This is a genomic window from Nostoc sp. 'Peltigera membranacea cyanobiont' 213 (assembly GCF_002245975.1).
Lineage (GTDB): Bacteria > Cyanobacteriota > Cyanobacteriia > Cyanobacteriales > Nostocaceae > Nostoc.
Window position 1 is genome coordinate 1 of the sequence record NZ_NOLI01000067.1, and the last position, 22,202, is coordinate 22,202.

The 22,202-nt window shown below is 41.1% G+C and carries 19 protein-coding genes; 6 read left to right on the plus strand and 13 right to left on the minus strand.

Features of this window, described 5'->3' with window-relative positions:
- Window positions 1-347 precede the first annotated feature (347 nt).
- Window positions 348-1,862, plus strand: a complete 1,515-nt coding sequence (locus CDG77_RS18565; RefSeq protein WP_094330817.1) for a trehalase family glycosidase — start codon at window positions 348-350, stop codon at window positions 1,860-1,862.
- A 310-nt stretch (window positions 1,863-2,172) separates the two neighbouring features.
- Here CDG77_RS18565 and CDG77_RS18570 read toward each other — a convergent pair whose 3' ends face one another.
- Window positions 2,173-2,604: a biotin carboxylase gene (locus CDG77_RS18570; protein ID WP_094330818.1), complete on the minus strand. Its 432-nt coding sequence runs from the start codon at window positions 2,602-2,604 to the stop codon at window positions 2,173-2,175.
- A gap of 134 nt (window positions 2,605-2,738) precedes the next feature.
- Here CDG77_RS18570 and CDG77_RS18575 point away from each other — a divergent pair, with 134 nt between their 5' ends.
- On the plus strand, window positions 2,739-3,350 hold the full coding sequence (locus CDG77_RS18575; RefSeq protein ID WP_094330819.1) for a hypothetical protein: 612 nt from the start codon (window positions 2,739-2,741) through the stop codon (window positions 3,348-3,350).
- Between the two features lie 7 nt (window positions 3,351-3,357).
- Here the strand turns inward: CDG77_RS18575 and CDG77_RS37685 are convergent, their stop codons facing one another.
- The 6 genes from CDG77_RS37685 to CDG77_RS18605 all read right to left on the minus strand — a co-directional run bounded on the left by CDG77_RS37685 (window position 3,358) and on the right by CDG77_RS18605 (window position 8,915).
- Window positions 3,358-3,798, minus strand: coding sequence for a hypothetical protein (locus CDG77_RS37685; protein ID WP_223269865.1), 441 nt, complete (start codon window positions 3,796-3,798; stop codon window positions 3,358-3,360).
- A gap of 43 nt (window positions 3,799-3,841) precedes the next feature.
- Entirely contained in the window at window positions 3,842-5,044 is a 1,203-nt protein-coding gene (locus CDG77_RS18585; protein ID WP_094330820.1) for an alpha/beta hydrolase, read from the minus strand.
- Window positions 5,034-5,240: a hypothetical protein gene (locus CDG77_RS18590; protein WP_094330821.1), complete on the minus strand. Its 207-nt coding sequence runs from the start codon at window positions 5,238-5,240 to the stop codon at window positions 5,034-5,036. Before CDG77_RS18590 ends, CDG77_RS18585 begins: the two co-directional genes overlap by 11 nt.
- Before the next feature lie 239 nt (window positions 5,241-5,479).
- A complete protein-coding gene (locus tag CDG77_RS18595; protein WP_094330822.1) occupies window positions 5,480-7,408 on the minus strand; it encodes an ABC-F family ATP-binding cassette domain-containing protein in 1,929 nt (642 codons plus the stop codon).
- Between the two features lie 71 nt (window positions 7,409-7,479).
- On the minus strand, window positions 7,480-7,896 hold the full coding sequence (locus CDG77_RS18600; protein ID WP_094330823.1) for a DUF1824 family protein: 417 nt from the start codon (window positions 7,894-7,896) through the stop codon (window positions 7,480-7,482).
- 170 nt (window positions 7,897-8,066) lie between these two features.
- Window positions 8,067-8,915: a prohibitin family protein gene (locus CDG77_RS18605; protein WP_181154327.1), complete on the minus strand. Its 849-nt coding sequence runs from the start codon at window positions 8,913-8,915 to the stop codon at window positions 8,067-8,069.
- 344 nt (window positions 8,916-9,259) lie between these two features.
- On the opposite strand from CDG77_RS18605, the gene CDG77_RS18610 reads away from it, so the two are divergent.
- Window positions 9,260-10,807: a phytoene desaturase family protein gene (locus tag CDG77_RS18610; RefSeq protein ID WP_094330825.1), complete on the plus strand. Its 1,548-nt coding sequence runs from the start codon at window positions 9,260-9,262 to the stop codon at window positions 10,805-10,807.
- Here CDG77_RS18610 and CDG77_RS18615 read toward each other — a convergent pair.
- The 4 genes from CDG77_RS18615 to CDG77_RS18630 all read right to left on the minus strand — a co-directional run bounded on the left by CDG77_RS18615 (window position 10,794) and on the right by CDG77_RS18630 (window position 16,054).
- Window positions 10,794-11,486 carry a hypothetical protein gene (locus CDG77_RS18615; RefSeq protein ID WP_223269866.1) on the minus strand — a complete coding sequence of 231 codons (693 nt, stop codon included), beginning with the start codon at window positions 11,484-11,486 and terminating at the stop codon, window positions 10,794-10,796. The genes CDG77_RS18610 and CDG77_RS18615 overlap by 14 nt on opposite strands.
- Before the next feature lie 595 nt (window positions 11,487-12,081).
- The gene (locus CDG77_RS18620; protein ID WP_094330827.1) at window positions 12,082-12,543 is read right to left on the minus strand and encodes a hypothetical protein; all 462 of its coding nucleotides are present in this window, start codon (window positions 12,541-12,543) and stop codon (window positions 12,082-12,084) included.
- A gap of 27 nt (window positions 12,544-12,570) precedes the next feature.
- The gene (locus CDG77_RS18625) at window positions 12,571-14,409 is read right to left on the minus strand and encodes a bifunctional serine/threonine-protein kinase/formylglycine-generating enzyme family protein (RefSeq protein WP_181154328.1); all 1,839 of its coding nucleotides are present in this window, start codon (window positions 14,407-14,409) and stop codon (window positions 12,571-12,573) included.
- Window positions 14,410-15,085: 676 nt separating this feature from the next.
- Window positions 15,086-16,054: a bluetail domain-containing putative surface protein gene (locus CDG77_RS18630; RefSeq protein ID WP_094330829.1), complete on the minus strand. Its 969-nt coding sequence runs from the start codon at window positions 16,052-16,054 to the stop codon at window positions 15,086-15,088.
- A 96-nt stretch (window positions 16,055-16,150) separates the two neighbouring features.
- Here CDG77_RS18630 and CDG77_RS18635 point away from each other — a divergent pair, with 96 nt between their 5' ends.
- The gene (locus CDG77_RS18635; RefSeq protein ID WP_094330830.1) at window positions 16,151-16,411 is read left to right on the plus strand and encodes a hypothetical protein; all 261 of its coding nucleotides are present in this window, start codon (window positions 16,151-16,153) and stop codon (window positions 16,409-16,411) included.
- Here CDG77_RS18635 and CDG77_RS18640 read toward each other — a convergent pair.
- Window positions 16,404-17,213 carry an ABC transporter permease gene (locus CDG77_RS18640; RefSeq protein ID WP_094330831.1) on the minus strand — a complete coding sequence of 270 codons (810 nt, stop codon included), beginning with the start codon at window positions 17,211-17,213 and terminating at the stop codon, window positions 16,404-16,406. The genes CDG77_RS18635 and CDG77_RS18640 overlap by 8 nt on opposite strands.
- Window positions 17,214-18,023: 810 nt before the next feature.
- Here CDG77_RS18640 and CDG77_RS18645 point away from each other — a divergent pair.
- Window positions 18,024-19,109 carry a glycosyltransferase family 4 protein gene (locus tag CDG77_RS18645; RefSeq protein WP_094330832.1) on the plus strand — a complete coding sequence of 362 codons (1,086 nt, stop codon included), beginning with the start codon at window positions 18,024-18,026 and terminating at the stop codon, window positions 19,107-19,109.
- Between the two features lie 64 nt (window positions 19,110-19,173).
- On the opposite strand, the gene CDG77_RS18650 is transcribed toward CDG77_RS18645, so the two are convergent.
- Complete coding sequence (locus tag CDG77_RS18650) at window positions 19,174-20,805, minus strand: DUF655 domain-containing protein (RefSeq protein WP_094330833.1); 1,632 nt, start codon at window positions 20,803-20,805, stop codon at window positions 19,174-19,176.
- Window positions 20,806-21,022: 217 nt separating this feature from the next.
- On the opposite strand from CDG77_RS18650, the gene CDG77_RS18655 reads away from it, so the two are divergent.
- Window positions 21,023-22,192, plus strand: a complete 1,170-nt coding sequence (locus CDG77_RS18655; RefSeq protein ID WP_094330834.1) for a cysteine desulfurase family protein — start codon at window positions 21,023-21,025, stop codon at window positions 22,190-22,192.
- Window positions 22,193-22,202 lie beyond the last annotated feature (10 nt).

Sequence of the window (22,202 nt, forward strand, 5' to 3'; positions counted from 1 at the left end):
CCCTCACCTTAGTAACCTACGGTGTACACACATCTCTGTACAGACCCAAAATCGTTAGATATCCCCCTAAATCCCCCGATAAATTGGGGGACTTTAAGAGAATTTTGCCCCCCAATTTATCGGGGGGTTGGGGGATCAAAAAGCTCTGGGGCAACTCTATAAGACTTGTGTGTACACCGTAGCCTTTATAAGGGGAGGGTTAGGGTGGGGTAAAACCTGCTATTTCAGGCTTGTGTGTACACGGTAGCCTTCTAGGAGAGACGTTTTCCAGATACCGTAAAAACTCCGCGTCCCTCTGCGTTAAAAAAATTCCTCCAAAACTCCTCAACACCCCGCCAAATTAAATTATGACCACTCCCCCACAACTTAGTACCACGCAGATAAACAAAGTGCGCTTCCATATCAAAAAAACGTGGAAAACCTTAACGCGATCGCACGAACACTTATTACAATCTGCCAAGGATACCAAACTAGACCACAAAACCAATACTCCTTGGATTGTCTACATTTCCCCTTTAGAAGATTGTCCCGACATTCAGCGTGTGTTAGAGCGATCGCTATATCCCAAAGATATGCAACAGCTCGAAATTCGCACTTTGCCGTCAGAAGTGGAAGCGATTAAACAGCATGGCTTACTATACCTACCAGGGCCTTATGTTGTACCAGGTGGTCGATTTAACGAAATGTATGGCTGGGACAGCTACTTTATATTACTAGGACTTTTGCACGATGAGGAATGGGAGCTAGCGCAAAGCCAGGTTGACCAATTATTGTACCAGGTGAAGCATTACGGCACTATCCTCAATGCCAACCGGACTTATATGCTGTCGCGATCGCAACCCCCTGTCCTCAGCATGATGGTTTTGGCATTATTCCAGCACACCCAGGATGAAGAGTGGTTGAGATCGACCGTACCCCTGCTAGAACAATTTTACTATTACTGGGTAGTACCGCCCCATTTGAATCCTGGAACCGGCTTATCCAGATTTTATGCCTTTGGCGAAGGCCCCGCGCCAGAAGTTGTGTTCTCCGAGCGAGATGAGGAGGGAAAAAGCCACTACGATCGCGTCAAGGAATATTACCAAACCAATGAGGTTGACGATTACGACGTTAATCTTTACTACGATCGGGAAAATGATAAACTGACCCACCTATTTTACAAAGCCGATCGCACCATGCGCGAGTCCGGTTTTGATATCACCAACCGATTTGGCCCCTTCAGTGCTGATATCCTCCACTATGCTCCTGTGTGCCTCAACACTTTGCTATATCAGGTAGAACAAGACTTAGCGCAAATTAACGCTATTTTAGGGAACGAACAACTAGAAAAACAATGGCGCGATCGCGGCGGATATCGGCGCGATCGGATCGATCAATTTCTCTGGAATGAAGAACGAGGACTCTATTGCGACTATCACTTCCAGAGTGGAAAACGCCGTTGCTACGAATTTGCCACCACATTCTATCCCCTGTGGCTAGGAATTTCTTCTCAAGCCCAAGCCCAGCGCGTCGTGGAAAATCTCTCTTTGTTTGAAGCCCCAGGCGGAATTCTTACCAGTACTCATGTCACCGGAAACCAATGGGATGCTCCCTTCGGTTGGGCACCACTGACATTAATTGCTGTGCAAGGACTTCACCGTTATGGGTTTCATACAGAAGGCGATCGCATTGCCAATAAATTTCTGGCTATGGTGGTTAAAGAATTCGAGCGTCATAACACCCTAGTTGAGAAATATGATGTTGAACGCTGTTCTGCCAACGTTTCTGACGATATTTCCTTTGGATACAGTTCTAACGAAGTTGGCTTTGGCTGGACAAATGGAGTAATTCTCGAACTCCTAGCAGCCCGTGGGAAAAAGTGAAACTTTTACACTAATCGAAATCCCGCCCTGAACTGAAGATTCAGGGCGGGATATAAACACACTGCTAGTAGTCTATCAAGGTAATTTTTATTCTCTTCTTTTTCTCTTTCTTTGCGACCTTTGCGCCCTTTGCGGTTCGTTTTTTTATCCCGCAAAACTAAGTTGATAGACTACTAGATTCATTAACAAAGATATGGCTGCGGCAAGACTTGTAGTGTATACCGTAGGTTTGCAGCGAGGGAAGACAAAGCATAACTTTGGCGGGGTCAGGTTCTTCGGGTTTAATAAGCGATCGCGAGCGGACATGATATTATCTACGCACTTGACCGCTAAATCCAGCTGCTTTAAACTGCTTTAGCTTCAACGGAGTAGGCTGATTGGCAGGTACAGAAATTCTCAACTCAAAATCGCTAATACCTGTTGGGACTTCAGCAATAGAACCTAAACGAGTGCGGTTTTGCATCACTGAGTCATTATTAGCATCATAGATGCGTCCAAAAATATCTGCATCGTAGACTGTTTTATTAGTGCCATTTTCTGCCTTGCCAATAACAATAAAGCAATTAGCAGCTGCGCTACCACTACTAATTACAGCCCCTTTTGCTAGTTCTGGCGGACAATCCTTATAAGTAACATCAAATAATCTAATCTGTGTCAACGCTACAGCAGAGGGAGCGATCGCCAACGATAGAAATGCGATGAAACAGGAAATCAAAACAACCGTGAGTGAGCGCAACCGCATACAAGACCCCGTTACTGAATCCAAGAATATGTAACTTATAATCTCAGCTTACCTGAATTTCACTACAAGGGATTGAAGACTTTAATTTAACCTTTGCAATAATTAAGGAAATAACCCTTAATTGCCATTAAATTATGACTCCAGATGAGATTGAAGCATCTATGCTCGCAGCCTTTAATGATTGTGATGCAGCAAGCTGTCCTCTCACTGACATGCAGAAGCAGATATTACTGCAAGTAATCGAGCAAATTCAGGGAAGTTACACCTCTGGGGTGTCAAGTATTGCTAATCCCTTAGATGAACTTACCCCAGAGGAGTTAGAAGCATTTTTACAGTTTGTTAAAGACGAAGAACAACGCAACCGCACTTGGAAAGTGCAATTACTCAACGACTGGCTGCTAGAAAATCACTCTGGAACAGTACAGTTTATTCGGAAACGCTATGGTTTACAGTGGTTGAATCGCGTTCAGTCATGCCATTTTGATAAGTATTCTTATTTTGAGGATGCACTAAAGTTAAGAGTAGGCGATCGCATTGAAGTTTCCAATGCACTATGGGAATGGGTGCAAGAAGATGGCCCTTGTAAGCGGGAATGGTTTCCCTGTATGGTGATTAAAGTCGAGGAAATTAGCAATGGTGATGATTCCTCTACTAATTGCGTCGTCCGCTTCTTCAACGGCGCTGAGTATGAAATTCAAGGAATCTACGAATGGAATCGCTATAACTGGCGTTGGCCGCAGAAATAGTGAGGAGTTAGGAGTTAGAAGTAAATCTCATTGAGTGTTTGAACTCCATTAATGAGCCTTTGAACTCCATTAATGAGCCTTTGAACTCCGTTAATGAGCCTTTGAACTCCGTTAATGAGTGTTTGAACTCCGTTAATGAGCCTTTGAACTCCGTTAATGAGTGTTTGAACTCCATTAATGAGCCTTTGAACTCCATTAATGAGCCTTTGAACTCCATTAATGAGCCTTTGAACTCCATTAATGAGCCTTTGAACTCCATTAATGAGCCTTTGAACTCCATTAATGAGCCTTTGAACTCCATTAATGAGCCTTTGAACTCCATTAATGAGCCTTTGAACTCCATTAATGAGCCTTTGAACTCCGTTAATGAGTGTTTGAACTCCATTAATGAGTGTTTGAACTCCATTAATGAGCCTTTGAACTCCATTAATGAGTGTTTGAACTCCATTAATGAGTCTTTATGCTCTGATTGTTGCTGTATGTTAGTGAAATTATTGCTTAAACAACGCCCAAGCTAAAAACCTCTCAGTATGATACAACGCTAATTGATTGCTCACACCGTTAAAAACGGCATCAAAAGCGTGTTCTGCCCAAGGAATTTGTAGAAAAACCGCAGTATTACCAGAGTCATGTAAACGTTCATACATCTTTTTGCCAAATCGCGCTTCTACCAAATTGTCACGACTACCGTAAATTAATAAAGTTGGCGGTAAAGGGTGCGTTAGATAATTTATCGGTGAAGCAATTTGATATTGATTAGGCAATTCCTCTAAAGAACCACCCATAAATGCTTTTAAAACAGCGCGGGTGTTGATAGGATCGGGAAATGGTGGTGTTTTATATCCTCCAGGTAAGTTAACAGGCCCGTAATAGTTAACTACAGCCCGAATGGGTGGTGCATCTGGTTGATAAGCCGCTAGCATTGCTAGGTGCGCTCCCGCAGAACGTCCTATAAGTACCATGCGTTCTGGATCGGCTTCATAAGCTGCTGCATGTTTGCGAATAAAATTCAAGGCTGTACGCACATCATCTAACTGAGTCGGAAACTGATATTTAGGTGCGTGTCGATAGTCGATTGCAAATACTGTATATCCATGATTAGCAATATATTGATTAAACTCAGAATTGGCATGAGGATTGCCATATTGCCAAGCTCCACCATAAATTACTACCACTGCTGGATATTTCCCCACCTCTGACGGTTGGTAAACTTCCATTTTTAAAGGCACTCCCGCAGGAGTTGCAAAAATAATATCTTTTTGATGACGGGTTTTACCTAATGGAATACCCCCGACAAAATTAACTAAGTTAAAGGGATGGGTTTGCATTTTCGCCCTTACTTGGGCTGGAATTTGCTCTAAATAATTTTCTCCCAACCCTTGTTTCATCGCTTTAGCCATCTGTATTTGAGTTGGTGGGATATTCACTAACACCCATGCACAAATTAGCAATCCGATTAAACTGAAAATGCAAGCTAGGCGTTGTAATTGACGGCGACGAATGCAGAAAAAAGAAAGCAATAAAGAGAGTGAATTTAATAACAATAACCAAGGGCTAACTTCTGGCGCTCCCACTGCTAAGGTGAGTAAAGACATATTTGGAGGCGGAAGAATAATCCAAGAACTGAGAAATAAACTTGCAAAACTTAGTAATAATACAAGCCAGGATAAAAGTATTTTGGGTTTAGTAAACATAAATTAAAATGTGCAAAACCTCTTCGGGCTTTAGGTAATCTTGGTGCTGTCTACTGGTGTAAGTCCTCCAGTAAATATCTTTGGCATTAGCCACTTTACGATAATACTCCTCATCGATGGCAATCCCTGCCGCCTTCATGTACCGAGAAGTACCTTCATCACCATCATCCCCCAAAGGCACAATATTATTCCCCATCTTTGAGAGTAGCGATCGCATCGTCTCTAAGAGGATGTTTTAAAAGTGGTTGGCTGTGATTTTAGGCACTTCTTGATCCCCCCTAACCCCCCTTGATAATGAATAGTTTATAAGGGGAGGGTTAGGGTGGGGTAAAATTGACCTTAAAACCTTGATTAGTCAGCTATTTCAGACTTGTGCGTACACCGTAAGGGTTCAAGACAAGAAGCGGTTCGGCAAATTCACGCTATGTTAAAAAATCAAGACTCCATCTCAGCCAATTCTAACCAGCGTTCAGTCGCCACATCGATCGCGTGCTTGAGCTTTTCGACACGATCGTACAGCTTTTGCACTTCGCTATAATTGCCCGGTGACACATTCCCTAGCGTTTTCTCGGTTTCTGCCTTCTGTGCCTCTAACTCGGCAATTTTACCTTCCAACTGCTCAAATTCTTTCTTTTCCCAATTAGATAACCTCCGCCGCTTTGTATTCTCTACATCCTTGGGCGCAGACGAACCATTTTGGACTTCGACATTTTTCGGCTTTTCCTTAGCGTTAGCAGCTTGTTGCTGTGCCTCTTCAGCCTTCTTATAGTCCAGATAAATCGAGTAATTACCTGGATATTGTCGGAGATTACCGCCTTCCTCAAAGGAAAATACTGTGTCGATGGTGCGATCGAGAAAGTAGCGATCGTGAGAAACTACAATTACACACCCAACAAAATCTTCTAAATAATCCTCTAATACTGCCAAAGTCTGAACATCTAAATCATTTGTCGGTTCATCTAAAATCAACACATTGGGCGCACCCATCAAAACTCGCAACAGAAATAAACGGCGTTTTTCACCACCAGAAAGTTTACTAATTGGCGCATATTGTTGATTACCAGGAAACAAAAACCGCTCCAACATTTGCGAAGCGGTAATTTGAGTTCCATCGGTGATTTTGATAAATTCACCCTCTTCTTTGATGTAATCAATCACGCGCTGACTTTCGTTTAAAGCTGTGAGCAATTCTTCAGAATGCTGGTCAAAATAACCGATGTGAATTGTAGTCCCAATATCTGCAATACCTGAATCTGGCTGAATCTGACCAGTAATAATATCCATTAAAGTCGATTTACCCGCACCGTTAGCGCCGATGATACCAATGCGGTCTTCTGGACTAAATTCGTAGGTGAAATTATTAATCAGAGTGCGTCCATTGTATGCTTTAGAAACGTTATTTAATTCAATAACTTTTTTGCCAATACGACGACCAACGGTAGAAATATCAACTTTACCCTGAACTTGTTTAAATTCAGTATCCCGCAGAGCGTGAGCGCGGTCAATTCTAGCTTTTTGCTTAGTACTCCTAGCTTTTGGCCCTTTTTTCAGCCATTCCAACTCGCGCCGCAATAAGCCTTGATGTTTCCGTTGACTGCTGACGGCAGATTCTTCAGCTAAAGCTTTCTTTTCGAGGTAATATGAATAGTTACCTGTATAGGTGTAAATGTCGCCTCGGTCGATTTCAACGATCCGATTGGTGACGCGATCTAGAAAATAGCGATCGTGAGTAATCAGAAAAAGTGCCCCGCGATAGCGATTTAAATAACTTTGTAACCATTCAACAGAAAGAGCATCCAGATGGTTTGTCGGCTCATCCATCAGCAAAGCATCGGGTTCTGCTAACAATGCTGATGCTAATGCAATGCGCTTGCGATAGCCTCCAGATAAAGTGCCTATCTTGGCCTCAAAGTCAGAAATTCCTAATTTTGTGAGGATGATTTTGGCATTTGTTTCTAATTCCCAAGCATTATTTGTATCCATCTTTTGCATCACCACAGATAGGCGAGACATTAGTTGGCTATCATCTGGATAGTGAGCTAATTTATCTGATAGTTCCTCATACTCACGCACTAAAGTCGTATGTTCGCCACTGTCTGCAAAAACTTGCTCTAAAACTGTGTGGTTCTCATCTAAATCTGGCTGCTGGGGTAAATAAATGATTTTAGAACCAGAGTTGATGATAATTTGACCGCTATCAATGGATTCTAACCCGGCAATCATTTTTAACAGGGTTGATTTTCCAGAACCATTAGTACCAATTAAGCCAACTTTATCGGTAGCATCGAGGCTAAAACTGGCATCTTTTAAAACTTCTTTGATGCCAAAGTCTTTTTTAACCGACTGAAGTGTAATAATACTCATAAAATCTAGTAATTTTTCATTAGTCGTTAATTAGTAGGTAAAGCACAGGCTCTACCTACATTCGCCGAATTCTATACAAATAAATCCAAGGGTAGATGTCCATACATTTCGTTGATTCCGTCTTCGTGGTAAGACTGACAAGATACTAATACACCACGATGATGTCCGGCATAAGAATCAAGATAACACAAGCCATTTTTACCATTTAATTTGATATAAACTGGCCCTTCAGGTGTCAGTAAATTGTTTGGTGGTTCATAACCCAAAGCTAGAGAATAGGTTTTCATAGCCAGTATTCCTTCCTCTGCTGTATCAGCACAAATCCCTAAGATTTGATAATCAGCAAGGTTTTTTACCAAAATTAGTGCATCACGAATTACTGCTTTTTCGGATGCATTGAGGATAGGCGCAATGTCTAAACAGTTAAATTTATTCAGTAATTTTTTCGCTTCTTCTGCGGTGAGATTTTCAGGATTGGGGGTTGACATAAACTTTGATCAGGATCTTGTTGGTTTTTCTGTTGTGTTTGAGTTGGGACTAGCCCAAATTATACTATTTGGGATTTTAGATTTGAGATTGGGAATCGTCCAAGTATTATAAAATTTGTCTGAACTCAGAGCAAATTTTATAACGGAGTTTGTTATTTAATGCCAACCCCTTACGGTTGATTTTGGACATTCCCAAGGTTGAATATAAAGGGGACACCGCTTTTTGAGTCACCACCCATAACGAGGACTTTGGGCATCTGAGCGCCGCCACTTTTCCAAGCTTCAATTGCTTCTTTTTGCAAAACTAACTGTCCTCCTTGGGCTTTGAGTGTTTCTGCTAAAAGTCTTTGAGCTTCTGCCCTACCTTTAGCACGATTCACATCTGCCTGTGCTTCTTGTTCTGCTTCCCGTGCTACATAAACGGCTCTTTGTGCCCGTTGTTCAGCAATTTGTTTTTCTTCCACTGCTCTGGCAAATTCTGGCGAGAATGCTAAATCAACTACGCTAGTATCTAACACAATTATCCCATATTTGTCTAAGCGATCGCCTAACGCTTGATCGAAGTCTTCTTTTAACTCACTTCTTTTAGTAATTGCCTCTTCTACTGTTCTTCTGGCGGCTGCAATTTTAAATGCTTCTTGAGTCTGTGGTGCAATGATTTTCGATACAATATTCTCTAAGGTTCCTTGTTTCCTTCTAACTTCAACTACCTTTATGGGATCGAGGCGAAAGTTGATTGCAAATCTCGCAGATAAATTTTGCAAATCTTTAGTAGAACTCTCTGCTGGTACTTCAAATTTTTGGACAGTTAAATCATACACATCTATCACTGAGATAAAAGGCGGTTTCACATGAATCCCTTCTAATAAAGCGCCGTCTCTAGCTTTACCCAAGATGCTAATCACTCCTGCTTGTCCTGGGTTGATAATGATAAAGGAATTTAGTCCAAAAATCACTAGTGTTGCTAACACAATTCCTAAAACTGTGGTTTGCCAATTTCCCAATTGCTGATTTTTCAAATTCCTCTCTCCAATATGAATTAGTCATTAGTCATTAGTCATTAGTCATTTGTTATTAGGCATTGGGCTAGTTATTCCCCTTCTCCTCTTGTCTCCCAGTCCCTAGTCCCCAATCCCCAGTCCCCAATCCCCAATCCCCAGTTTTACTTTGACTTGAGTAAACTCAGTTTCTAGTTTAAGTCTGTCTGAATCAAATTTTTCATCTCAAGAACGCAGTACTGACGGTTTTATGTCCATCCTTAGTGATGATATCAAGCAATTAGAGCGGTTTCTGGATGGAGGAGCGAATGATATTATCCAAGTTTCCACAACTGTTTTAACTTATTGTTGCAAACATCAAGGATATGCAAAACACAGATACAGATATAGTTGTTATTGGTAGCGGTATTGGCGGTTTGAGTTGTGCTGCTGTTTTGGCACGGTATGGCTTTGATGTGATAGTTTGCGAAAGCCACTCCATTGCTGGAGGCGCTGCTCATGGTTTTGAGCGCAATGGTTTCAAGTTTGACTCAGGCCCGTCTCTCTACTCTGGTCTATCTTACAGCCCCTCTGCTAACCCTTTGCGACAAGTATTAGATGCAATTGGTTCGGAATTACCATGTGTCACTTACGATACTTGGGGTTGTTGTCTGCCTGAAGGTGATTTTGACACGGCGGTTGGTGCCGAGCAATTTTCTGAAGTGCTGATGAAATTTTGTGGCAATGATGCTGTAGCCGAATGGCAAGAACTCCAGCGCGTTATGGAACCATTTGCAAGGGCTGCAACTTCCATACCACCAGCCGCATTACGCTTTGATTTTGGTGCAGCTAGAACTGTGGGCCCATTTCTCCCATCTATGACAAAGAATGTGGCGAATATAATCAAGCTGACGGGCCCCTTCAGCCGGATTATGGATGGGGTTGTTAAAGAGTCATTTACCCGAAACTGGCTGAATTTGCTTTGCTTTCTCCTTTCTGGATTGCCCGCAGATGGCACTAGTGCCGCAGAGGTAGCATTTATGTTTGCGGACTGGTATCGGCCAGACGCAGTACTTGAATATCCAATTGGTGGGAGTAGTGCTTTAGTTGACAGCCTTGTACAAGGATTGGAGCGTCACGGTGGAAAGCTGATGCTGTTAGCTCATGTGGAGGAAGTGCTTGTAGAAGGTAATCGGGCGGTGGGTGTGCGTCTGCGCGATCGCTCCGAAATTCGCGCCAAACGAGCAGTAATTTCTAATGCCTCGGTTTGGGACACACTGAAGCTGCTACCAGAAAAGGCAATACCTAAACAGTACCGCCGCAAACGACAAGCTACACCAGAATGTGATAGCTTTATGCATCTACATCTCGGCATTGATGCTCAAGGATTGCAGTCAAATTTGCGGTGTCATTATATTGTGGTTAATAGCTGGGAATTGGGCATAACAGCACCTCAGAATATGGTGGTTATCTCCATCCCTTCAGTTCTCGATCCATCCTTAGCGCCAGCAGGAAAACACGTGATTCATGTGTATACACCTGGTAATGAGCCATACTCTATCTGGCAGGGAATGGATAGAAGGAGCCAGGAATATATCGAACAAAAGCGATCGCGTGCTGAAATAATGTGGGAAGCTTTAGAACGGGTAATTCCAGATATTCGCTCTCGTTGTGAAGTCACACTTGTTGGTACACCGTTAACTCACGAACGTTATCTCCGCCGTCACCAAGGTTCTTATGGGCCAGCAATTCAAGCTGGAAGTGGTATGTTTCCTGGCCCCAGCACACCCCTACCAGGACTGATGTGCTGTGGCGACTCAACATTTCCCGGTATTGGTTTACCAGCAGTTGCCGCCAGTGGGTTGATTGCTGCCAATACCCTTGCACCTCTTAGTAAGCATTTAGCAATGCTTCAAGATATCAAGTGCATTTAATTTTTTGAGTATAAAATCTAGTTGCCAAGAGAGCCGCACCCACTGCCAAAACTGCTAGTACACTATCAGGTTCGGGTACGGCAGCAACTTGAGCATCAATTCTTGCAGTTCCAGCAAACACACCTGTCAAGTCAGGGTTCCCTAGTATCTTGGCAAACTCTGGGGAAAACAGCAATTTAACATCAGGGATGGTTAAATTTTGACCATCAAATACCGCAGGTTCTGGAAGACTCAAATCAAACAAAATTGTATCTAAAGAAAATGTGTCTCTTAAAACAAATCCGCTAGCACCTTCAGTAGTACGTCCCGGAGCAAAACCAATTGAAAAGTCACCAACAGTAGTTTGATTATTGAAGGTAACAGTACCAGTATGCTCGATTGTCCCTGAAAGCGGAGTAAAACCGCCCTCGTCGCTAAACGTGAAGTTGGTGGCTGAATCGATGTTAAAGCCAACTAAATAATTACTCGGAATTGGTGCAACTGTATTATTTCTGCCTGTCAAGGTTAGCCCGATACCTTTAAGAATATCTTCATGATCGCGATCGATACTGGTAACTCCTGATATTACTTTAAAAGTTGCAGCTTCTACCTGCATGGGTGCAATTGATATAAAAGCTGCGGTAGTGCAACTAACAATCCCTGCAAACTGAGAAAAACGCATATATATCCCTGATGACATTTGTAATTTATTTTATCTAATAAAAGCCTCTTTATTAATCTATAAACTTATGCATAAACGCTAAAATTTAACCCTCAAGAGAGAAAAAAACACTTTCTTAAAATTTATATGAGGAAAGTGTCAAGTTAATACCAAACTTTAAGTCATACAGTTATGAATAAAAATTAAAATGGGTGGGCAAAAATAAATTTAACTCTTCACAATGAAGCATAGAATATAAGGGATAAGGCATTAGGGATAAAAACTTATAAAAATATAGTTACGTTTAATTATGCCCAACACCAATTATTTAGCCTTAAATCTAGCAATCATGATGTGGTCAAAGATAGGTTTTTCCTCAAATTATTGATAAGATTAGGTTAAGAGGCAAAGCACTTTCTTAAATTTTTTATAAAGTAAGTGGCGTGGCAAGGCTAAAATAGTGTGATAGTTAAAGGCTGGGAATAGGAATTTAGCACCAAAAAATCATAAATCTAACTAACGCACAAATTTCGTCACCCCCTCAGATGGTTTTTACGCTAAGTTGACACCAATCAACGCACTGGTGCTTACAAAACCCATAGTTTAATTCCCTCTCGCCTACTTACTTGTTTGTTCACAGACTTGTTCTAATCCACCAGCTTATTTTCTCCAAATTAGAATCTATTTCCTGCCAAAAGCTTGCTGATGAGTCTATTTCTCTTGTTGCGGCGAATATCTTATCTATACTGTCGAAGTTTTTCTGAATCAACTGCTTATCTAATTTAGGAATATCTAATTTAAGATATTTCAGACGGTTGGGTAACTCTACTTGCTCTTGTGTCGGCAAGTTGGAAATCTGTTCAACTTCTTCTAAAATTTTATCTATTGATGCAATGACTTCTTCAAGACTCGGTTTTTTAGTTTGTAATTGTAAATCTTTCTCTTCAAAAGTTTCTTGTTCATTGCCTAACTTCACTATCACTATTTTGACGAAAAAAATATTGTAATCAACCGCACTAACTTCACCCACCTGGTTGTGATATTTTCCACTTTTATTAACAAGTACTATGTCCCCCTTCTCAATCTTGTCTTTCATAATTTATACAGCCTCTCAATTAAATTGTTAAATAATCTCCTCTACAGAAAATACTACTCTAAAGCCACAAACCCTTAACCCACCGTCTGACTCATTCCAGCTACGGCTGGCGCTGCGACACAGTTCGGCGTTGAAACTCCAAGAACCACCACGTAGCACTCGGCGATTAATATCACCGCCAACTTCCCAGGCTGTTCCATCTGAGGGTGCATCGCTGTAATTGTTGTGCCACGAATCAGCGCACCATTCCCAAACTAGCCCGTGCATATCGTACAATCCAAAAGCGTTGGCAACTTCAAAACTGCCGACGTTTGTTGTTTCTTTACGGAATTTGGTTTTTGGTTCGATAGTGCAACTAACTAACTCAGAAGTTATGGTTTCGCCAAAGTGGAAAGATGTTGTAGTTCCAGCCCGACAAGCATATTCCCATTCCGCTTCACTCGGTAAACGATAGTCGCGTCCAGTTTTTTCTGATAGTCTGAGACAAAATTCTACAGCCTCATACCAAGATACATTTTCCACAGGTCTATCTAAACCTTTAAATTTCGATGGATGGGGATTTAAAGCTTGTTTGACTTTGGGTAAAGCTGCTACTACTCTCCACTGGGCTTGAGTTACAGGAAATTTCCCCATAAAAAATGGTTCGACAGTAACTTTATGTCGAGGACGTTCGTCAGCATCTCCTTCACACTCTGGTGAACCCATCATGTAAGTACCGCCAGGAATCGATACCATTTCTAATGTGACAGATTTACCCAATTCTTCCGCAAAGAAATTTGCATTACCACTCATGCGGTTTACTTCTCTTCCACCTGTGTCTACTGTCACCACATCAAATTCAAAGGTTTCTAAGGGAGGTAATGGGACTATTACTTTTTGTGGTAGCGGCGGTAACATGGGTTGAGATATTGAAGTAATTTTCAGGGCAACAGGTTCAATATTCGATGTTGTAAACTTCAAATCGTTGATAACTTCTACTGCTGTTTGATATCTTTCACTTGCTAGATTTTTTAGTAATTTATCTAAAATTCTTCCTAAGTCGTCGCTGATAGTAATACTTTTTTCTTCTAACCGCTCGCGCCACATCCATTTAGCATTCATGGCATCATAAATAGGGTCATTAACCTGTCCAGAAGCATCCTGCAAAGGCAAACATCGAGTTAAAAGACGCACGCAAGTTACACCCAAAGCATACAAATCACTACCGTGACAAGCAAATCCAGCCATTTGTTCAGTTGGGGCATAACCAAGCGTATAAATTACTGTTGCTTGTCTTCCTAAACTGGTTTGTGTTACCTGTTTAGCACCACCAAAGTCAATTAATACGGGTTTTTCATCACTAGCACGACGGATAATATTTTCTGGTTTGATATCCCGATGAATGACGTTATGGGCATGAATGAATTCTAGAACTGGTAATAAATCAGCTAACAGTTCCCAAATGTGTTTTTCACCATAAATTTGCTGCTGAACTTCTTGTAAGAGGGTTTTTCCTTGAATAAATTCTTGAACAAGATACAAACTAGTACCTTGTTCAAAATAAGCTAGTAATCTAGGAATTTGGGTATGATTCTCTCCTAGTTCATACAACCGAAAAGCCTCTTCTTTAAAAAATTCTGCGGCTTTGGTGCGTTGTCCGGTTCCCTGAAATTGTGGGAAAAATTGCTTGATGACGCAAGGCGCGTTTAGTCTATCTACATCTTCTGTAGCATAGGTTCTACTAAATCCACCTTCACCTAATAGTCTTAATACACGGTAACGGCTTCTTAGAAGTTTGCCAAAGTTGCTTTGTCCGCAACTCACACAAAATCTATTGCTATCAGAGTTGAATGGGTTTGAGCAATTGGGATTTTGGCAGATTTGCATAATGAGGGGGAAATAGCATCTTCTCCAAAGTTAGCCCCAATATTATCTAATTGAAAACAGTTATGTAGAGAAGCGAACACGGAAATTTGTTTATGTGCTTAAAAATTATCTTTTACACGAAGAGAGATGCATAATTAACAATTAAAAAGAGTTAAATCAGGGAATTAAAACCCCAAATAAAATTGATATTAGTATTCTCGGCTTGCCGTAACTTACCGTATATTTTAATATAGCTGTTGTTCGCTATCAAAAAAGTTCAAAAAGAACCAATTAAAGAATTCAAAATTTAAGAGAGTTACATAAGAGGATTTAAAGCCTAGTGAGACTTTAGTTACTTGTATAAGTAGGGGTATAAAATCCTTTATTCGGCGAAAACCCATAATTTTCATTGCAAATTTGGCTCTCAATACATTTCAGATAAGCAGTATTGGCTTCTCCTCTCGATTCTTTCCCCTTTAAGCGAACCGTACAGGAGTCACGGCAAACGTATCTAAATATTGACGAGCCTAGATAAGAGTGGAATTTACCAAGGCCTGGTTCAGACATAACTTTCAGGAAATCAAATATTCACTGTTGTAGTAGCAATAATCATTAAGATGCTTTTGCCCTGGGGTTTCACTTCTTCAACCGATTTTTTACTTTTTGTCTTTTTGTGGTCTACTTTGGGTAATTCAACTTAGACAATGGCTAAAGAAACTAACTTGCCTTTGTAGCCACTAATCTCGATGACAGCATCCGTGAGGGCAGAGAATCCATTAGTGTTATCGTTGAGTGCCAGAAAAGTCTGCTGATGATTGCCTGTACCAAGGGTAAAAGTTGCCGCACTTTTAGCTACAAAAGCAGTTACAGTCAATATCTGTTGTACATCTGAGAGATTTAGACTCGCAACAGTGCCAAGTTGAACTAGATTAGCAGCGCTAACTTCATACAGCCCATCAATTTTATCTTCACAAATGTTCAAGTCAGTAATTTTATCAAAGGTAGACAGCAGCGAATCACTCAGGCTGTTAAACACAAACTTATCAGCGCCACGATTGCCTATGAGGGTATCACGCCCAGCGCCACCATTGAGGATGTCATTACCATTGCCACCAAGTAGTTTATCATTTCCAGCTAATCCAAACAGTTTATCATTGCCGTTTTGACCGGAAAGTCGATCGTTACCAGCCCCACCAGTAACTCGATCTGTACCGTTACCCCCATTTAAAGTAATGCTTGGTACATTTCCCTCTATGGTGGTTTTGCTGCTTGGTTGAGCGTTGGTATCATACAGATAAGTGGCGACTGCATCACTAATGCCATCACTGTTGTTGTCAATATCTGCGTCAGTCAGTTTGCCATTGGCATCGTAGTTGTAAGTCGTAATCTCGTCAGCGATGCCATCATAATTATTGTCAGTTACCTGTGCAGTGAGTTTGTCGTTACCGTCGTAACTGTAAGCGGTGACTTCATCAAAGATGCCATCATAATTATTGTCAATTTTTTGTGATGCTAGCTTGCCGCTAAAATCGTAGATGTAGATGCCAACTGCATCAATTACACCATCATTGTTAAAGTCATATCTGGCGGATGCACGTCCATAAGTATAGGTTTCGCCACCATCAGATATGCCGTCGCCGTTAGTGTCACGGCTAAAAGATGTCAAGTTTCCGTTGACATCGTAAGTATAAGTTCTAAATCAGTGTTCCTTATCTGCTTGATTTTAGTTGTGTACTGCAATGTGTTTTTATCACACATTGCTATGTTCTGCAAAATCTTTTTATACCAAGTCTGGGTATTTGAAATTGATGCCAATGCTTTAATTGAACAAGTTGCGGCACTTCCTAAAATTATGCGAGCAATAATTTTTACTGTATCTCTAGCTGAAATACCTGCTATGCTGGCATCTTTTGCACCAAATGTACAGTTTGACTGTATTATCAAGAGCAATGTCGGGGCAATTGATGAATTAATTTCTCCTACAGAAGATCAAGGCTTTCTGCGTAAGTTTTATCTTATTTGAAACTTTTATTCTCTCCAGAAGCGCGAATTAATTCAGCTATCAGAGCAACGATCGCAGATACTGAAATTAACATCACACTCAAAGCGTTAATATCAGGCTTGACTCCTGTTCTAATCCGGCTAAAAATCTCCATCGGTAGGGTGTTAGAACCGCTACCAGCAGTAAAGCTGGAAATCAAAAAGTCGTCTAAGCTGAGGACAAATGCTAGAAGACAACCAGCCAAAATACCAGGCATCAATTGAGGTAACAATACTTGCATGAAAGCTTGGATTGGTGTAGCGCCTAAATCTAGTGCTGCTTCTTCTAAGTGGGGGTCTAAATTGGTAAGTCGGGAAGCAACCACAAGTCCGACGTAAGCCAGACAAAAGACGATATGCGCTGCAACTATTGTCCACAAACTCAGGGGTATGGCAAAGGCGGCTAAACAAACTAGGGTAGCCACTGCGATCGCAATATCGGGAATAATCAATGGTAGGTAAGCAATACCCCGATACAATTTTTTCCCAGGAAATTGGTGACGCGCCAACCCAACCGCCATCAAGGTTCCCAGCACTGCTGAAACCCCAACAGCACACCCAGCAACGATCATACTGTTTTGCAAAGCCGATAAAATGCGATCGTCGCTGAACAACTTGCGATACCAATCGAGAGTGAATCCTTGCCAAGTTGCACTGTAAGGCGACTGATTGAAGCTATAAAAGCCAAGTACCAATATAGGCAGGTACATGAACACAAATATCAGTAGTGAGAAAACCGCCTGCCATGAGACACGCGGTTTTTTGAGAGATGGAGAGATATTCACGTTTATATAATATGATTTTTATTGATAGCAATTCAAAATATCATATTTCATGCAATAAGTCAATTATCTGACTCTATTCTCTGTGTCTTCAGCGATTTAAAAGTGATTGATTGAACCACAGAGGCGCAGAAAACACAGAGAACAAAGTAATTTATTGACCAAAATTTTTACCCGCCTTGAAAGGCTTATTCTCTTCAATACCTTTGCAGAACTGCTAGGGAATCTAGTTCGTGGAATGAGTCGGGGGAGTTGAATTTTGGGAATCTCTTTATTACCTTTTAAAGCGGCCAAGGATAGAGTTAATTGTCATTGCTCAGAGCTTATAATAAAATTTTGCCGTTTTTGATTTAAAACTACCTCCTTAACAGAAGTTAATCTTTTTGGGGCAATGAGTTATCTTTATATAGTACGGAAAGCCGTCAGAATTAGTCTACAGACTGCATCCTTTAATTAATATTTTAAAATTCGATAAATTACAGGCGTTAACAGAGCTTTTTAGCCTAATATCACCATATAGATACTATTTAGGCGTTTTTTGAAAATAATATCTGTCAAAAATATTCTATTTAAAATAGTACTAAAGCATGAAGTTTTAATAAATTAGGATGCATTTACCTCTTTAGGAGTGGGTAATTTCCGTACTAGGATAGACAAGGAACATAGAAAAAACAGAATAAAATTTGAGCAGAATTCTTAATAAGTTTAGTATGTGAACTTACTTTCTGATACCACAGTAAATCAATTACATAGCACTACAACAACAGAAATAAAAAACTTCTAATTCTAGTTTTATTTTTTAGGAGGTTTGTGATGAGAATTGCTCAATTAGCTCCATTATGGGAAAGAGTTCCACCTCCAGCTTATGGTGGCATAGAGTTGGTAGTAGGGTTACTGACTGATGAGTTAGTTCGACGCGGACATGAAGTAACTTTATTTGCATCGGGAGATTCTATCAGTCTGGCAAAACTAGTGTCAGTTCATCCCCATGCCCTCAGACTCGATCGCACTATCAAAGATTACGGCATTTACGAAATGCTGAATCTAGCTTCGGTGTACGAACGCGCACAAGAGTTTGATATTATTCACTCTCATATCGGGCATGGGGCACTGGCTTACGCAAATCTCGTTAAAACCCCTACGGTTCACACGTTGCACGGTATTTTTACCCCTGACAATGAAAAGATGTTTAGTTTTGGGAAAAAACAACCCTACGTCAGTATTTCTGATTCACAACGAGAACCAAGGTTAGGGTTGAATTATCTAGCAACGGTCTATAACGGAATTGATGTCAGCAGTTATAATTTTCACGCCCAACCAGAAGATCCCCCCTATTTAGCGTTTTTGGGTCGGATGTCTCCCGAAAAGGGAGCGCATTTAGCAATAGAAATTGCAAAACTTGCTGGTTGGCGTTTAAAAATGGCAGGTAAGGTAGATGTCGTTGATGTGGAATACTTTGAGAAGGAAATCAAACCGCACATTGACGGCGAGCAAATTCAGTATTTGGGTGAAGCCAACCATGTTCAAAAAAATGCTCTCATGGGAGGTGCAGTAGCAACCCTGTTCCCCATCACTTGGCGAGAACCCTTTGGATTAGTGATGGTTGAGTCAATGGCTTCGGGTACGCCAGTGATTGCGATGAACTTGGGATCTACTGAGGAGATAATTTCCCACGGTAAGACGGGTTTCCTCTGCAATAATATTCAAGACTGCATTAGTGCGATCGATCGCGTAGTAGAGTTAGACCGCTATAGTTGCCGCGAGTATGTCGAAAATAGTTTCAGCGTTAAGCAAATGACTGATGGCTATGAGGCAGTTTATCAAAAAATAATCGCAGAACGATTTTCTCAGAATGGGCATTCACGCAGTTTGATTGGTCTAGGTAGCGATCGCATTTAATTTCTGTGCCTCAGATCCCCTACTTCTCTGAAAAGTCGGGGATCTTGTTAGTAAATAAAGACTGTTACCAGGTTAAGCGATCGCGCCATTTTTCCAAGGTCTTCGCTTTAACCCCTGGAACTCTTTCTAAGTCTTGTAAAGATGTAAATTTTTGCTGTTGGCGGCTAAGAATTATCCGTTGTGCTAACTTATTACCCACGCCAGGGAGAGTTTCTAATTCTGCCAAACTTGCAGTGTTAATATTTATTTGTTTAATTGCTTGTAGTTCACTTGATGAAGAACTTTTTATCTGTGGACAGCGTGTTTGTTCTGATTTAATTTTTTCTTGAATTCCTGGTGGTAAGCCGGGTTTAACTTTGCCATAAAGACGAGCAAATTCTCGCACGTAATGGGCAGCAACTATAGGATTTTGAATTACTACAAGTGTCTCATCGTTACCATTATTTGCAGCATCTGACCAATTATGAGAACCTGTAATTACTGTTTGGCTATCAATCACACCAAATTTGTGATGTAATAAATCGCCTTTGGGTAACAGAGGTACGCCTACAGTGGTAATTGGATTTTGCCAAGGATGATTGTCAATTTCATATTTACATTTATTACTGAGAGCAACTCCCATCATATCTAAGGCTTCACTGTAGGGACGATAGGCAAATTGTGGTTCAATTAAAGCGCGAATCTGCACGCTTTGTTGATGGCGATTTTCTAAAATATTGGCAAGACGCTGATCGGAAAGGACAAATAACGCCATATCAACAGATTTGGTTGCTGAATTTAAAGTTTTACCAATTAAACCATTACTACTGTTACTCCAAGATTGAGTTGGAGAAGTAGGTGAAAATTGTACAGTAATTTGGGTGTTACCTAAAGTGATTTGTTTAGGCGATCGCATCGGTTTTTCCAAACCAAATCTACTATCAGGTTTACCTCCTGGCCCATCTCCCCATAAAATGTTAAACTCTTCTGTAAATAAAGACGCTAATTCTGGGCTGTCAATCTGCAATAAGTTATTAGCATTGCCTAAAGTATTGGGATTTGTAAAATCACCATAAGTATCACTTAAAGTAAAATTGGCCGAAGTGATAATTACAATGCGATTATCCACAATCACAAATTTGTGATGCATTAAGCTGCTACCTGCTGAACCATCTGCTCGATCGTCTATCCAGGGAATTTTAGCATTCTGCAAAATTATCAAAGCATCTCTTTGATTAATTTCTGCTGGACTGAGTTGATTGTCTTGGTTGATATCGATAAATTGGCGAAATTCCTTATAGCGTTCCTGTTCCCTTTTATCTAACTTACTTACCTCAGCAGATGTTAAATTACTCCAAGGTCGGCTATAGGTATTTTCTAAAATTATCCTGACTTTTACCCCAGCTTTTTGTTTATCAACCAGTGCTTGGGCAACTTTGGGTAAACGTAATTCTTGCACCGCCACATCTACTGTAGATTTAGCCTGCGTAATAGCATTAACAATTTGTTTTTCTAAATCATCCCCAAGGCGAGTTTGCAAACGGTAAGGTTCCTTGTATTCTGAAGACTCAGAATGGTTAAAGTAAACTTGAACTAACGGATCTTGTGGTAACGGTGTAGGACGCTGATTATAAGACTGAACTCGTTGACAACCAGCGAGGGAGAATATCAGTAAAAAGATATATAAAAAATATCTTTGTCTAGAGATAAGTTGCACTGTAATCTGTTAAAAGTGGATTGGGAGTGGATAGATTTATCATTCCCAAAATTTTATGTTCTGAATTAAGTAGAAAAATAACTTTCCAAGCAAAGGGAAAAATCCACTGCTAGAGGCAGAATTACAGAGATTTTTTCAGGATTTATCCACTCAAACTGTATATGCTGACAAGATCAGCAGCTTACTGCCAACGTGTGTTCTCACCATTATCGGTTATATGCAAATTTATCTAGATTACAGCGCCACTACTCCGACTCGAAAAGAAGCGATCGCAGTTATGCAAACAGTCCTCACTCAACAGTGGGGCAATCCTTCCAGCTTACATGAGTGGGGACAACGGGCGGCAACGGTTGTGGAACAAGCCAGAGTCCAAGTTGCTGGTTTAATTAACGCTGTTACCCCTGAATCGATCGTTTTTACCTCTGGTGGCACTGAAGCAGATAATTTGGCGATTATGGGTGTGGCTCGGTTGTATGCTGTTCCTCAACATCTAATTATTTCCAGCGTCGAACATTCTGCAATTTCTGAAACAGTAAGGTTGCTAGAAATGTGGGGTTGGGAAGTTACGCGCTTGTCTGTAGATGTGAAAGGTAGAGTCAATCCCCTAGATTTAAAGGCGGCGTTGCGACATAACACAGTTTTGGTTTCGATAATTTACGGTCAAAGTGAAGTTGGAACAGTGCAACCGATCGCAGAACTGGGTAAAATTGTGCGATCGCACGGCGCTTTGTTCCATACAGATGCGGTGCAAGCTGCGGGGCGTTTACCCATAGATGTGCAACAACTCCCAGTAGACTTACTTAGCCTTTCCAGTCATAAAATATATGGGCCCCAAGGTGCGGGGGCGTTGTATGTGCGTCCTGGCGTGGATTTGATGCCCTTACTGGGTGGTGGTGGACAAGAAATGGGGCTGCGTTCTGGTACGCAAGCAGTACCCGTAATTGCTGGATTTGGTGTAGCAGCAGAATTAGCAGCGCAAGAATTAGCGACAGAAACACCACGCTTAATTGAGTTACGCGATCGCGCCTTTGCCCAATTAGCTGAGATTCCGGGTTTAATTGCTACAGGGCATCCGCATCACCGCTTACCTCACCATATCAGTATGTGCCTAGAAAACGCCGATGGTAAAAAATTGAGCGGTAAAACCTTGGTACGACAGCTAAACCTTGCTGGCATTGGCATCAGTGCTGGTGCTGCCTGTCACAGTGGTAAACTTAGCCCTAGTCCGATATTGTTAGCGATGGGTTATTCCGAAAAAGCCGCTTTGGGCGGAATTCGCATGACATTGGGGCGTGATACGACGCAAGCGGATATAGATTGGACAGTGATGGTGTTGAAGCAAGTTTTACAGAGGCTGACACCAGATTTATCTTTAGTTAAGCGTTAAATTAAATGTG